At 44.9% G+C, this 13,219-nt stretch carries 18 protein-coding genes; 8 read left to right on the plus strand and 10 right to left on the minus strand.

Features of this window, described 5'->3' with window-relative positions; genetic code table 11:
* The first annotated feature begins 274 nt into the window (after positions 1 to 274).
* Positions 275 to 2,719, plus strand: a complete 2,445-nt coding sequence (locus F6K37_RS18255) for an nSTAND1 domain-containing NTPase (RefSeq protein WP_287251502.1) — start codon at positions 275 to 277, stop codon at positions 2,717 to 2,719.
* 269 nt (positions 2,720 to 2,988) lie between these two features.
* On the opposite strand, the gene F6K37_RS18260 is transcribed toward F6K37_RS18255, so the two are convergent.
* Entirely contained in the window at positions 2,989 to 3,150 is a 162-nt protein-coding gene (locus F6K37_RS18260; RefSeq protein WP_154659940.1) for a hypothetical protein, read from the minus strand.
* A 47-nt stretch (positions 3,151 to 3,197) separates the two neighbouring features.
* On the opposite strand from F6K37_RS18260, the gene F6K37_RS18265 reads away from it, so the two are divergent.
* Positions 3,198 to 3,320, plus strand: coding sequence for a hypothetical protein (locus F6K37_RS18265; protein WP_287251492.1), 123 nt, complete (start codon positions 3,198 to 3,200; stop codon positions 3,318 to 3,320).
* A gap of 28 nt (positions 3,321 to 3,348) precedes the next feature.
* Here the strand turns inward: F6K37_RS18265 and F6K37_RS18270 are convergent, their stop codons facing one another.
* A complete protein-coding gene (locus tag F6K37_RS18270; protein WP_008189219.1) occupies positions 3,349 to 3,780 on the minus strand; it encodes a putative toxin-antitoxin system toxin component, PIN family in 432 nt (143 codons plus the stop codon).
* Between the two features lie 9 nt (positions 3,781 to 3,789).
* Positions 3,790 to 4,041 carry an AbrB/MazE/SpoVT family DNA-binding domain-containing protein gene (locus tag F6K37_RS18275; protein ID WP_008189221.1) on the minus strand — a complete coding sequence of 84 codons (252 nt, stop codon included), beginning with the start codon at positions 4,039 to 4,041 and terminating at the stop codon, positions 3,790 to 3,792.
* Positions 4,042 to 4,106: 65 nt separating this feature from the next.
* On the opposite strand from F6K37_RS18275, the gene F6K37_RS18280 reads away from it, so the two are divergent.
* Positions 4,107 to 4,358 (plus strand): hypothetical protein, encoded by a 252-nt coding sequence (locus F6K37_RS18280; RefSeq protein WP_008189223.1) that lies wholly within the window; start codon positions 4,107 to 4,109, stop codon positions 4,356 to 4,358.
* 131 nt (positions 4,359 to 4,489) lie between these two features.
* On the opposite strand, the gene F6K37_RS18285 is transcribed toward F6K37_RS18280, so the two are convergent.
* From F6K37_RS18285 to F6K37_RS18295, 3 genes are read right to left on the minus strand one after another with little or no spacing between them, the layout of a single operon-like run.
* Positions 4,490 to 4,663, minus strand: coding sequence for a DUF4351 domain-containing protein (locus F6K37_RS18285; protein WP_229414743.1), 174 nt, complete (start codon positions 4,661 to 4,663; stop codon positions 4,490 to 4,492).
* Positions 4,653 to 5,000: a hypothetical protein gene (locus tag F6K37_RS18290; protein WP_008189225.1), complete on the minus strand. Its 348-nt coding sequence runs from the start codon at positions 4,998 to 5,000 to the stop codon at positions 4,653 to 4,655. Before F6K37_RS18290 ends, F6K37_RS18285 begins: the two co-directional genes overlap by 11 nt.
* A 56-nt stretch (positions 5,001 to 5,056) precedes the next feature.
* The gene (locus tag F6K37_RS18295) at positions 5,057 to 5,536 is read right to left on the minus strand and encodes a ParB N-terminal domain-containing protein (protein WP_008189227.1); all 480 of its coding nucleotides are present in this window, start codon (positions 5,534 to 5,536) and stop codon (positions 5,057 to 5,059) included.
* Positions 5,537 to 5,799: 263 nt separating this feature from the next.
* On the opposite strand from F6K37_RS18295, the gene F6K37_RS18300 reads away from it, so the two are divergent.
* The 5 genes from F6K37_RS18300 to F6K37_RS18320 all read left to right on the plus strand — a co-directional run bounded on the left by F6K37_RS18300 (position 5,800) and on the right by F6K37_RS18320 (position 9,463).
* Complete coding sequence (locus tag F6K37_RS18300) at positions 5,800 to 6,216, plus strand: hypothetical protein (protein ID WP_008189230.1); 417 nt, start codon at positions 5,800 to 5,802, stop codon at positions 6,214 to 6,216.
* 4 nt (positions 6,217 to 6,220) lie between these two features.
* Complete coding sequence (locus tag F6K37_RS18305; RefSeq protein ID WP_008189231.1) at positions 6,221 to 6,412, plus strand: hypothetical protein; 192 nt, start codon at positions 6,221 to 6,223, stop codon at positions 6,410 to 6,412.
* A gap of 618 nt (positions 6,413 to 7,030) precedes the next feature.
* Positions 7,031 to 7,921: an Rpn family recombination-promoting nuclease/putative transposase gene (locus F6K37_RS18310; protein WP_287251494.1), complete on the plus strand. Its 891-nt coding sequence runs from the start codon at positions 7,031 to 7,033 to the stop codon at positions 7,919 to 7,921.
* Positions 7,922 to 8,280: 359 nt separating this feature from the next.
* A complete protein-coding gene (locus F6K37_RS18315; protein ID WP_287251495.1) occupies positions 8,281 to 9,111 on the plus strand; it encodes an Rpn family recombination-promoting nuclease/putative transposase in 831 nt (276 codons plus the stop codon).
* Between the two features lie 211 nt (positions 9,112 to 9,322).
* The gene (locus F6K37_RS18320) at positions 9,323 to 9,463 is read left to right on the plus strand and encodes a hypothetical protein (protein ID WP_287251497.1); all 141 of its coding nucleotides are present in this window, start codon (positions 9,323 to 9,325) and stop codon (positions 9,461 to 9,463) included.
* A gap of 58 nt (positions 9,464 to 9,521) precedes the next feature.
* Here F6K37_RS18320 and F6K37_RS18325 read toward each other — a convergent pair whose 3' ends face one another.
* The 4 genes from F6K37_RS18325 to alr all read right to left on the minus strand — a co-directional run bounded on the left by F6K37_RS18325 (position 9,522) and on the right by alr (position 13,068).
* Entirely contained in the window at positions 9,522 to 9,719 is a 198-nt protein-coding gene (locus F6K37_RS18325) for a hypothetical protein (RefSeq protein ID WP_154659941.1), read from the minus strand.
* A gap of 14 nt (positions 9,720 to 9,733) precedes the next feature.
* On the minus strand, positions 9,734 to 10,390 hold the full coding sequence (gene tsf / locus F6K37_RS18330; protein WP_008189236.1) for a translation elongation factor Ts: 657 nt from the start codon (positions 10,388 to 10,390) through the stop codon (positions 9,734 to 9,736).
* A gap of 160 nt (positions 10,391 to 10,550) precedes the next feature.
* A complete protein-coding gene (gene rpsB / locus F6K37_RS18335; RefSeq protein ID WP_287251498.1) occupies positions 10,551 to 11,390 on the minus strand; it encodes a 30S ribosomal protein S2 in 840 nt (279 codons plus the stop codon).
* A 451-nt stretch (positions 11,391 to 11,841) separates the two neighbouring features.
* Complete coding sequence (gene alr / locus F6K37_RS18340) at positions 11,842 to 13,068, minus strand: alanine racemase (protein ID WP_287251500.1); 1,227 nt, start codon at positions 13,066 to 13,068, stop codon at positions 11,842 to 11,844.
* Between the last annotated feature and the right edge of the window lie 151 nt (positions 13,069 to 13,219).

Genomic DNA, 13,219 nt, shown 5'->3' on the forward strand with positions numbered 1-13,219 from the left:
TAAAAAACCTACCCTTATCAGGGTTAGGGGACCGGTCCCCATTACCGATTACCCATTCCCCATTACCTATTACCTATTACCTATTACCCATTACCTATTACCTATTACCTATTACCTATTACCTATCTCCAAAGTAAAAAACCTACCCTTGTCAGGGGTCCCCATCTCCCTATCTATTTTTGGCGAGAATGAAATAGCCCTGCCCTTAATAAGAGGGTATTCCTATTCCATAAAAACCCATAATTTGGCACTTAATAAAATCGCCAACTGCTATATGTTCTCCCGAAATATCGCATTTATCGTCGGCATCAATAACTACACAAACGGCATTTCCACCCTGCACACCCCCGTAAACGATGCCAAAAAACTAGTTGAAATTCTCCACAAAAAGCATGGCTATCAAGTCTGGGAATGCTTAGACGAACTTGCCAGCCTCACTAACTTCAAGAAATTTTTAGAAAAAACCTTACCGGAACAAGTCACTGAAAATGACCGCTTATTATTTTACTTTGCTGGTCATGGAGTTGCTCTCAATGGGGATGATGGCCCGGCTGGTTACTTAATTCCTCAAGATGCTTTACTGGGGGATACTAATAGTTATCTGCCCATGACCAAGTTACATGACGCTTTAAGTCAATTACCCTGTCGTCATTTCTTGGGTATCCTAGACTGCTGTTTTGCTGGTGCTTTTCGTTGGTCGAGTACCAGGGATTTACTCACATCGCCAGAAGTAATTCACCAAGAACGATACGACCGTTTTATTACTGACCCAGCCTGGCAAATCATTACTTCCTCAGCTTCTGATCAAAAAGCCTTAGATAACTTTAATTTAGATAGCGAACGCAGTCAAGTCGGCCATCATTCCCCTTTTGCTAGTGCATTATTAGAAGCCCTAGAAGGGGCAGCAGATATCTATCCTCTTGCCAAAAATGGTAAACCGGCTGGAGATGGGGTAATTACAGCCACAGAATTATATTTACATTTACGGAATCGAGTCGAAATACCCACAAAAAAATACCATCAGCGACAAACCCCTGGTATTTGGTGTTTAAATAAGCACGATAAGGGAGAATATATCTTTCTTTCTCCCGGACATAAACTTAATTTACCACCAGCACCACCTTTGGATCAATCACAAAATCCCTATCGCGGTTTAAACTCCTTTGACGAGAAACACAGTTCACTGTTTTTCGGTAGAACATTACTAGTAGAAAAGTTAGAAGATTTTGTCAAAGCTCATCCCCTGACAGTGGTGTTGGGTGCTTCTGGTTCCGGTAAATCTAGCTTGGTAAAAGCCGGATTAATTCCCAAACTACGGCAAGATAATACTGAGAAATGGTGTATTTTGCCAGCCATCCGTCCTGGTGAAACGCCCTTACAAGGGTTAAATAATGCTTTGAAAAATACCCAATTACCAGAGGTAGCAGCCCAAAACCCACAGCAGAACCTGGCAATGAGCATTGATGTTTGGGCGAAAAATAACCCCAACTCTAAGTTATTACTGTTTATTGACCAAAGCGAAGAAATTATTACACTCTGTCGAAACTTAGATGAGCGTAAGGAGTTTTTCCAACAGATACTCACAGCCATAAATGCCCATGGGGATAAATTACGGGTAGTATTAAGCCTACGTTCTGATTTTGAACCCCACATCTGTGATGTGGGCTTAAAGTTGGCACCGGAAGTAATAAATCAATTGGGAACCACGGTACTGATAAATCTTTGGCAAAGTGGACGATTTATTGTACCGGCGATGACACGAGGGGAACTAAGGGAAGCGATAGAAAAACCGGCTCAAGCACGGGTAATGTATTTTCAACCCCACGATTTAGTAGAAAAATTAATTGATGAAGTGGCGGATATGCCCGGAGCATTGCCCCTGCTGTCTTTTGCCTTAAGTGAACTGTATCTGAAATACTTAAGGCGACAACGGGAGGCACAATACAGGGGTATTACTATTGACCGGGCGTTGACTCAAGCCGATTATATGGAATTGGGGGGAGTAATGCGATCGCTAACTCAAAGGGCAGATAAAGAGTATCAGAAGCTAGTTCAAGAAAATCCCGCTTATGACCAAGTAATCCGTCATGTCATGCTGCGGATGGTGGCACTAGGTGGGGGTGAATTAGCCCGTAGGCGGGTACCGTTATCAGAATTGGAATATCCCCCCGATAAAAATAGTTTAGTTAAGGAAGTAATTGAGCGTTTTAGCACAGCACGGTTATTAGTAGAAGGACAAGATAGTGAGGGAAATCCTGATGTCGAACCAGCCCATGATGCTTTGGTGCGGGGTTGGCAAAAGCTGCTGGAGTGGAAACAAAAGGATGAGGAAAATTTACTTCTACAACGGCGGTTGACGACCGCAGCACAGGAGTGGAAAAGCCAGCAACAGGCAAAGTTTCTTTGGCATGCTAACCCTCGTCTGGATTTGTTGAAAAAGGTACTGAATTCTGAGAATAACTGGCTGAACCAAGTGGAAGCTGAGTTTGTGCGGCGTAGTCTGCAAAAAAGGCGAAATGATAGCTGTCGATTAATTAGCTGTGTAACTGGATTGATTCTGGCTCTGAGTGGATTGAGCATCTTTAGTTTTAATCAGTTGCAGCAACTCAAATGCGCATCTGAGCAATTCCAAAGCGACTCTATGAAAGTACTAGGGGAATTTTCCATCAATACTGTATTGAACATTAACCCCACTTCTGAAAACAATCGAGTTCGTTGAGAGGTAAAGGCACTCATTGAAGCCCCTTGTACAACTCTGTTGGAATAAAAAAGTAAGGTATTTGCCATGTCACGCAACTATAATATAGCAAGTCTTATACCCATGAGGTACAAATCTCTGGGTTTTAGGGAGCAGGGACTTCGGAGCAGCGATGCAGCGCGGTCTTGGGGAGCCAGTGCGGTCTTGGGGGTTCCCCCCGGAGACGAAACCTTAGACAGTTGAGCCTTTATGATTGTTAGGCTATGCAGAAAAGGGGTAAAACTTATTGATTAAGGCTCAACTGTCTTACGGTAACTTCGGCGTAGCCGACGCTTCGCGAACAAACCATGAGCAACTGGCGTGGTTTCCCCCATGAGCGACTGCATCAAGACGGGAGCAGCGGATATGGGAAGTCGGAAGAGGGAAGAGGGAAAAAATAATGTGTACCTCATAGCTATGAGAAACGCTATAGACATCTCCAAAAACTGTTGGTACACAAGTGCGATTGGCCGTAGGCCACGCTACGCGAGTCACGCGTTCGCAAAGCGTGGCCTACGGCCTCAGCTTCCGCGCTTGTGCGATTGGCCGTAGGCCACGCCAAAGGCGATCGCACTCTCGTTAATCTTGGTTGAGAAGTAGTCGGGCAATCACTAAAGTTTTTCTTGGTTGAGAAGTAGTGCGATCGCCTCTGCCGGATCTACCACCGTTACTCCCTCTAATATCTGACCGTAAAACGAACCAAAGTGCTTCTTATCACCCGTTACCAAAAGGTCTGCCCTATTCTCTACTGCTGTCGCTAAAATAGGAGCATCTTTCAAAGGTAGCCCCATCTCCATGGCCCAATTAACTCGTGAAACCGGTGCTTCTCCAACAATAATTAGTTTAGGGATTAAATCCCGTTCCAATCGTGTCAAAGCTTCGGGATACTTAGCTGTAATGTTACGGCGTGTTTCTTCCAAGGCGTGAGGCGATGTTAGCAAAGCACAATACCCAGCAGAAGCTAACTCAAACAAAGCGTTACAGCGACCATCAGGACTAATAGCGGCTGCAAAGATTACATTGGCATCCAGAAACACGCGCATGTATCTTTCCTACTCAGCATCTTTAAGTTGACCCATTAGCTGTTCGGCTTCTTCGTTAGTTAAGCGATCGCCTGATAAAAACTCCTCAATCCGTTCCTCTGTATAGATCTCAATCGGATACACTCCCGCAGGACGCAGTAGAATTCCACCATCAGCAGTAGTTTCTACCAGTAGCATAGTTTCACCTTCCAACCCTAGACGATTGAGAATTGCTTTGGGAAGAGAGAGTTGACCTTTTTTTCCTAGCTTGATGACTTCCATAATTTAAAATAATTATAATCCGGCAAACCGGACTTTAAGTAAATAGTAATCGATCAGGCTAAAGAGTGCTCGTTTGGCTACATCACCAGAGAAAAGGACATACGAGGATAACAATTACTATTAATAATCAACAGGATCAGGATCGGCTAGATGAATACGATTTTAGCAAAGGCATACGTGGTAAATATGCTCACAGATATAGGGAAACTAGCAACATTGTTAAGTTGGATGACGATGTGGCTGAAATTTTTCCAGATGAAAAATCAGTTAATGATGCACTGCGGGCTTTAGCTAATATTATTTCTATCAACACTTAGCCTAACAGGATGAAAAAGAAGCGTATGCTAACTTAGTTGATCTTGGTTAAGAAGTAGTGCAGTCAGCCGAGCTATGCCCGTAGGGCTGATCGCGTAGCGTGGCCGTAGGCCAATCACACCGAAAGCATTACCTACGAGTTCGATTTGCTATCAGCAACACTACGTGAACGCATCCATTCATCCAAATCCTCGGGTTTCGTAAAGTCCAACAACGCTTCCCCCAAAGCTTCAAGCTGAGGGAGGGATAAGGCTTGAACCTGCGTTCGCGTAGCGTGACCATTCGCGTAGCTTGGCCTAAAGGCCAAGGTCAATCGCCCTTCCTTCTGGGTTATAAAGCTGATCTATAACAGCCTCACGATCTTCTGGAGGCACTGATAAGATGTCATAGGCCATCTTGTTTGTTCCTTCTTCCAGAAGTTTTGACCACTTTTTGGCAAGATCAGCATTCTCCTCTTTTTGAATAGCCTCAACGACATTGAAGCCAATAAGTAAGGTAGTTCTACCAGTACCATCTGTCGCTGCAACTCGATCAATCGATCTGCCATGTCTTGCGATCGCAGTATCCTCTCTTCTTTTCTTTTTCCGCTCAACTTCCTGTTTCTCAATTTGCAGCATCAGTTGAGCTTCTATGTATTGCTGCATCTTGGTCTAGACAAGATATAGCAATTCTCTATGCCATGAGGTACAAAGAGATCCCCCTAAATCCCCCTTATCAAGGGGGACTTTGAGGTTGAGAAGCGTACCTCATAAATCCTAGAAACGCTATAGCTATTTCGTAACTTGAGTTGCCTTAGTCGTTCTAGGTTGTCGGAGAAAGTCCTGATCTCTACGGGGACTCTTGGGAATTTGTTGCCATCTGAACCTGCATTTAATCCTTCAACTGCGGCATGGCGACTATTGCCATCGATAATTATTCCCCATTGATCAACTAAGAGAGGGACTAATTCTGGATTCGACCCATCCAATTCCTTGATCAATCGTTCCACATTTCCAGAGTTGTTGATATAGATCAGTTCATTGAATGGGAGTCTGATTAATAACTCTGGGTCAACGTCTGCTAGTCCTTCCTCAAATAATAATCGGAAATTTACATTATATGACATGATTGCCATATTTCTGGCCTTTTTGGAGTAGGAAACATAGCCACCACACCAGACAATCCCCTGGCTATCCCACAAGGATGGAGGGTGTAGGGTGTGGGGTGTGGGGTATGGGGTGTGGTGAAAATAGGCATGTACACAAATTAGCTAGAAAAGGCTTCATTAACCAACATTTACCTGATTTAATCGTACATTAGCCGATTTAAGCATCCCTACCAACTTTCGCGAAGCTCGGTCTTTTTTCCCTACACCCTACATCCTACACCCTACACCCTGCCTAACACCCTACCCCCTGAGCTACAATAGACTCTTAACGGACTGCGCTTTGAGGAGATGCCGTCATGAATTCTATTTCAACAACCATTACTCTGCAAATTCCTGACTTCCTCTATCAGCGCTTGGTCAACACTGCCCAAGCAACTGAACGCTCTCTTGAAGCTGTCATGCTCCATGCTTTACAAATTGGTAGTCCCCCCAATTGGTCTGATGTACCTGAAGAATTTCAAGCAGATCTAGCTGCCTTAGATAGGTTGGAAGACCAAGCTTTGTGGCCTATTGCCCAGAGTAAAAAAACACCGGAAGAAATGGAGCGTCACTACTGGTTGTTAGCTCAAAATCAAGAGCGTTCTTTAACAGATGCAGAACAGATTGAACTTGAGCAGCTTAAGATTTCAGCAGATCGTTTTATGCTACGCAAAGCTCATGCAGCGGCTCTCCTGAAATGGCGCGGTTACCCAGTTCCTCAAAGTATTGTGTAACCTCATGGCCTATATTCCAATATCTTTGAAGAATGAGATCGATCGCCAAGATCGCCGTTATTGTTGCTATTGCCAAACTAGTGAAGCAAATAGTGGTATTCCTTTAACTTACGATCACATTTTACCACAGCTCTATTGGGGGAAAGAGCATATTTTCAAATGTTTGCCTCGCCTGCTATACCTGCAACCAATTTAAATCGGATACAACTGTTGCCCTCGACCCTTTAACTAGTCAAACTGTTCACTTATTTAATCCCCGCACTCAGAATTGGGATGAACATTTCTCATGGAATGTGGATTTCACAAAAATTCAAGGACTAACCCCTGTGGGACGAGTAACAGTCATTACGCTTAAAATGAATAATCCCCTCGTTGTAGAAGCACGGTTTCGATGGACAATTAATGGTTGGCATCCCCCATCTTTTCTAGCGGAAAGATGAGCATAAAGTCTCTAGAGGTGACAACAAAGTTAAAAAGGAGACTGGGTGTAGGGTGACCGGGTGTGGGGTGTGGTTAAAATGAAGGTACATATCACTGCTATGTGGGTTTCATCAAGCCTCACTCTCCCTGATTCAATCATCCATTACCCAATTCAATTTTCTCTACTAACAAGGTGTTGCTCTTCTTTTTTCCCTACACCCTATACCCTACACCCCACAACCTACCTACTTTTTAATTCACTTGTCACCCCGTGAGATATGGGCGTACACTTTTGTGATTATAAAAAAATAATATCAAAAAATAACACCAACCGATGATAATATTGGCCAGATAGCCCAGATGCTCAGATGCCAGTTCATCGCAATGCAAACTAATGCGCACTGACAGCCTATTTTATAAAATCTTCCAAACCCTCCCTGGCACTCTCTTTGAACTCCTGGGAGACAACACTCAACTGGCACAAAACTATACATTTAAGGCCATCGAACTCAAAGAACTCGCCAAACGCACCGACGGCGTATTTCTCCCCAAACGGGACGGTGACCCCATTTATTTCGTAGAAGTCCAATTTCAGAAAGATGAAGACTTGTACTACCGCCTGATGCAAGAAGTGTTTGTCTACTTAGGACAAAATCGTTGGCGACATGGCTGGCAAGCGGTAGTATTTTGGGCTAAGCGCAGCTTGGATACAGGGATTCCCAGATGTTACGATGGCGAAGTCCAAACAGGATATCTGCACTCACTTTACCTTGATGAAACTCCAGACACCTCAGACTCAATCGGATTGGGACTGGTACGGCTGGTAGTGGAACCTCAAGCCAATGTCCAACACAGAGTACGACAACTAGAAAGATGTGCGAGGGCTCTACCAGTAGCACAGCAAAGAAATGCGATAGAATTAATAGAACAAGCCTTAGTATATAAATTTCCTGAACGTCCTTGGAGGGAATTAGAAGCGATGTTTGGACTCACAGAATGGAAACAGACCAGATTTTATCGGGAAGTTAAGGCTGAAGGTCACCAAGAAGGTCACCAAGAAGGTCACCAAGAAGGTCACCAAGAAGGTCATCAAGAAGGTCGCATCACTGAGGCACAGATTTTGGTCATGCGTCTGCTGAAAAAACGATTCCCAGAAATGACCGAGGAAATAAACAATGTAGTTCAAGGTTTGTCTTTGTCAAATTTGGAAGGGTTAACAGATATTATTTTTGAGTTGAATAGTTGGGAAGATTTGTTGAGCTGGTTGTCACAGGTAGACCAATAATGCTCACATGGATTTGATCCCACTCATACTGTAGAAATGCTGTGAAAAAAACTCCCAACTTTACAATGCCTTGAACACCTGGTTAGGTCAAGCGATCGCAGAACTCGTAGGGTGGGCAAGGGGAAACTTTACCAATAGATTCATCAAATACCCCCTTTTCCCTTTGCCCACCAAATTACTCCCCAAGACTTACTGATAGTTCAACTGCTGAGGCGGAGTCAATATCAGAAGAGCACTTTATATATGGGCGTACACCTTTGTGATTATAAAAAAATAATATCAAAAAATAACACCCTCCGATGATAATATTGGCCAGATAGCCCAGATGCTCAGATGCCAGTTCCTCGCAATGCAGACTAATGCGCACTGACCGCCTATTTTATAAAGTGTTCCAAACCCTCCCTGGTACTTTCTTTGAACTCCTGGAAGAAAACTCTCAACTGGCACAAAACTATAATTTTAAGGCCGTCGAACTCAAAGAACTTGCCAAACGCACCGACGGCGTATTTCTCCCCAAACGAGATGGCGACCCTATTTATTTCGTAGAAGTCCAATTTCAGAAAGATGAAGACTTGTACTACCGCCTGATGCAAGAAGTGTTTGTCTACTTGGGACAAAATCGTTGGCGACATGGCTGGCAAGCGGTAGTATTTTGGGCTAAGCGCAGCTTGGATACAGGGATTCCCAGATGTTACGATGCCGAAGTCCAAACAGGATATCTGCGCTCAATTTACCTTGATGAAACTCCAGACACCTCAGACTCAATCGGATTGGGACTGGTACGGCTGGTAGTGGAACCTCAAGCCAATGTCCAACACAGAGTAAAGCAACTAGAAAGATGTGCGAGGGCTCTACCAGTAGCACAGCAAAGAAATGCGATAGAATTAATAGAACAAGCCTTAGTATATAAATTTCCTGAACGTCCTTGGAGGGAATTAGAAGCGATGTTTGGACTTACTGAATGGAAACAGACCAGATTTTATCAGGAAGTGAATGCTGAAGGTCGCATTACTGAGGCACAGATTTTGGTGATGCGTCTGCTAAAAAAACGATTCCCAGAAAAGACCGAGGAAATAAACAATGTAGTTCAAGGTTTGTCTTTGTCAAATTTGGAAGGGTTAACAGATATTATTTTTGAGTTAAAAAGTTGGGAAGATTTCTTGAGCTGGTTGTCACAGTTAGACCAATAATGCTCACATGGAGTTGATACCACTCATACTCTAGAAATGCTGTGAAAAAAACTCCCAACTTTACAATGCCTTGAACACCTGGTTAGGTCAAGTCTGCCCTTGGAGCGATCAGGGCCATCTGACGACTTGCCTGTGAAAGCGTTGTGATTGGTTCCATACGGGGGCATTTAACCCCCTGGTGGAACCGCGCATTCCTCTCACACCATAATCTTTGATTTGGTGTGAGGCTCCTGCTAAACTAGCTGATCTTCCCTATCTCCCAGATGTGAGCATTCAGCTATCAGCTATTAGCTATCAGCTATCAGCTATTAGCTATCAGCTATCAGCTATCAGCTTATGGGTCACAGGCTAGAAGCCTGTGCCACGCTGTCTTGATGCAAAGCGCGAGTGGGGGAAACCACGGCAGTTGCTCATGGGGGGAACCCCCAAGACCGCACTGCCTCCCCAAGACCGCGCTGCATCGCTACTTGATGTGCTTTTGAATAAAATAAGCTGACGGCTGACGGCTGACGACTGACGGCTGACGGCTGACGGCTGACGGCTGATAGCTGAATGCTTACTCCCAGATTCACTGAAGCGTGTTGATCAAGCTCAAGGATGAAGCTCAAAGGTAAGCTTCGGTTTAAGAACCCATCTGGGCAGCAACTTCTTCAGCAAAGTTGCTTTCTTCCTTTTCAATACCTTCACCCAAAACGTAGCGAGTGAAGCGACGCACTTGGATGTTTTCACCCAACTGGGCAACACATTGCTTGACTAATTCTTCCACTGTGATGCTTTGATCACGAATGTAAGGTTGATCCATCAAGGAGAGTTCTTTAAGGCGTTTTTCAATCCTACCCTGAACAATTTTCTCTTTGATATTTTCTGGCTTTTTGCCTAGGTCATCCCTACCCATTTCAATGTCTTTTTCTTTTTGAACAATCTCTTGAGGGATGTCATCGACCTTCACGTATTCAACGTTAGGGCAAGCTGCCACTTGCATGGCGACGTTCTTGACTAGGGCTTGGAACTCGTCGCGGCGGGCAACAAAATCGGTCTCGCAGTTAATTTCTACGAGTACACCGACTCGACCACCAGTGTGGATGTAGCTGCCGATAATTCCTTCTGCTGCCACACGACCGGATTTTTTCTCAGCTGAGGTAATGCCTTTTTTCCGCAGCCATTCCATAGCTTTGGTCATGTCTCCGTCGCTTTCTACGAGAGCTTTTTTGCAATCCATCATGCCAGCGCCGGTTTTTTCTCGTAGCTCTTTGACAAGTTTTGCTGTAATTTCCGCCATGTTGTTTTTGTTCCTACTGTTAGTGAAACTGATTACACCGTGATATCTTCCCACACTACTCGATAAGAGTGAGTATGGGCTTCCCAGCCCACGCTGAAAACTAGTTGATTTTTATCAAAGGGTAAATTCAGCGTAGGGCTTCAAGCTCGAAGACAACTAACTATTCTTGCTCAGTATCCTGGTTATCTCCTTGATCTACGGATTCAATTTCCTCACTTTGTTCAGTCTCTTGAATTTCCTGAATTTCCTCCTCGTCTGGGAACTCCTCTAATGCCTCTTCAAATTCTTCGTATTCGTATTCCTCTGCGGTGTCTAGCTCACCATGACGGCCTTCGTAAATGGCATCAGCCAGTTTACCTATGATTAGCTTAATCGACCGGATCGCATCGTCATTAGCTGGAATCGGAATATCGGCTAAATCAGGGTCACAGTTTGTATCTAATAGTGATACTATCGGTAGACTTAGCTTTTCACATTCCAAAATAGCGTTGTACTCCCGCTTTTGGTCTATGATTATGACAATGTCGGGTACCTTACGCATCATTTTGATGCCACCTAGATACTTCTGAAGCTTGCCTAGTTCCCGACGCAGCATGGAGCCTTCTTTTTTTGGCAGTAAGTCAAGGGCACCACTGGTTTCCCGACGCTCTAAATCTTTCAGTCGCTCCACCCTGGTCTTAATTGTTTCCCAGTTGGTGAGCATACCGCCTAACCAGCGCTGGTTGACATAGTAGGCACCACAACGGCTTGCCTCTTGGGCAATAATTCCAGCCGCTTGCCGCTTAGTACCCACAAACAGAAATCTTTTGCCCTGCTCTGATGAGGTGCGGATATAGTGATAAGCGTCCTCCATCAGCTGAGCTGTCTGTACCAAGTCAATGATGTGGACACCATTACGAGCAGTGTAAATGTAAGGATCCATCTTGGGGTTCCATCGGCGAGTCTGGTGACCAAAGTGAACCCCTGACTCTAGCATTTCAGCTAAAGAAACTACAGGCATAATTTTTTAACTCCTAATTCGGGTTTAACCTCCATCCAGGTGGATTTCCCTTTAGAAACACCCGAAACCCTGGATGTGCGATGTTTACAAAACCCTTTTAGGGTAACACATTCTGACTCCCTAATGGCAAAGGGATTAGATGGATAAATTTTATTTTAATAACATTAAAATTGTTAATTGGTAAGCGATCAGCGATCAGCGATCAGCGATCAGCTTACGCGCTACGCGCACGCTACACCGAACAGCGATCAGCCATTGGCCGTAGGCCAGGGTACTTGAGGTGCTTTTGAATAAAATAAGCTGACGGCTGTTCCCTTAGCGTGGCCAACGGCTGACCGCTGACCGCTGACCGCTGACCGCTGACCGCTGACCGCTGACCGCTGACGGCTAACGGCTGACGGCTAACGGCTGACCGCTGACCGCTGACCGCTGACCGCTGACCGCTGAATGCTTACCCGACTACTACACGGGGTAGTCGGTGCTTAAAACCACAAATAATTTCCCAGGAAATGGTGCCTAAAGCCATAGCCCAGTCATCTGCTGAGATTTGCTCTTCCCCATCCTGTCCAATTAAGGTAACAATTTCCCCAACTTGTATATTAGGAATATCACTAACATCGAGCATGAGCTGATCCATTGTAATTGCGCCAATCTGAGGAACTTGCTGCCCTCGGATGATGACATTGATGCGATTGGAGAGATTTCGGGGAACACCGTCAGCATAGCCAATACCGACTACTGCTAGACGCATCTGTCGATTTGAAATAAATTGATGGCCATAGCTGATACCAGTGCCAGGGGGAATAGTTTTAATTTGGGTAATCCGCGCTTTTACCTGCATCACTGGCTTGAGGTGAATAACCTTTTGAAGATGCTCTGCTGGGTAGAGACCATAGACGGCTAATCCGACACGCACCCAATCGTAGTGCAATGCTGAGTCGGTTAAGGTGGCAGCGGAATTTGCCAAGTGTAATCGGGGTGGAGTTATGCCACCAGCCTGCAATTGTGCGATCGCGTTTTTAAACCTTTGATGCTGCTGTCTCATCACTGTGGGGTCAGGACTATCAGCAGTGGCTAGATGGGAATAGACACTAGCTATTTCCAAGTTAGGTAATTGTTGGACTAAGCGTACAAACTCGATGGCATCTTGCCAAGGCATTCCCAAGCGAGACATTCCTGTATCTAGTTTCAGATGCACTGGCAGGCTTTGGTTTAGACCACTCAAGGTTTCCGAAAACACTAACGCTTGTTGAGGATTACACAGAGTTGGTTCCAATTGCCAGTGAGCGATCGCTTTGACTTGTTCTGGGGTATTAGTCGCTCCCAACAAGAGTATAGTGGCCTTAATTCCCCCTTGCCTGAGTTGAATGCCCTCTGAGACAGTAGCAACACATAACCCCCCAGCACCAGCCTCTATCGCTGTGCGGGCAACGGTTAGAGCACCATGGCCATAAGCATCCGCTTTCACCACTGCCATTAGTTGGGTAGGATGGCGCAAAAGCTGCTGTATTTGCCGTAAATTGTGATGAAGAGCAACTTGATCAATTTCGGCCCAGGCTCTTTGGCGTAATCCAGGATAAAACGAGTCAGTTAGGCAGTCAGTATCATCCCGTAGGATTTGTGTGACAGATTCCGACTGTAATGGTGTTATACCAATCCTCTGCTGAAGCTCTCCCATAGCACTTCACTCCTCAATCACTCACACATTACACACACATTACACACTATAGGTCGAATGACGCTTTGAAAAGTTGCTGTGAGATGTCACAATGTTCCACGGGGCTAGTAGTTCAATATAGCTGCCATTGAACGGCACCCTGCGTAAGCAT

The organism is Moorena sp. SIO4E2 (genome assembly GCF_010671945.1).
Taxonomy (GTDB): domain Bacteria; phylum Cyanobacteriota; class Cyanobacteriia; order Cyanobacteriales; family Coleofasciculaceae; genus Moorena; species Moorena producens.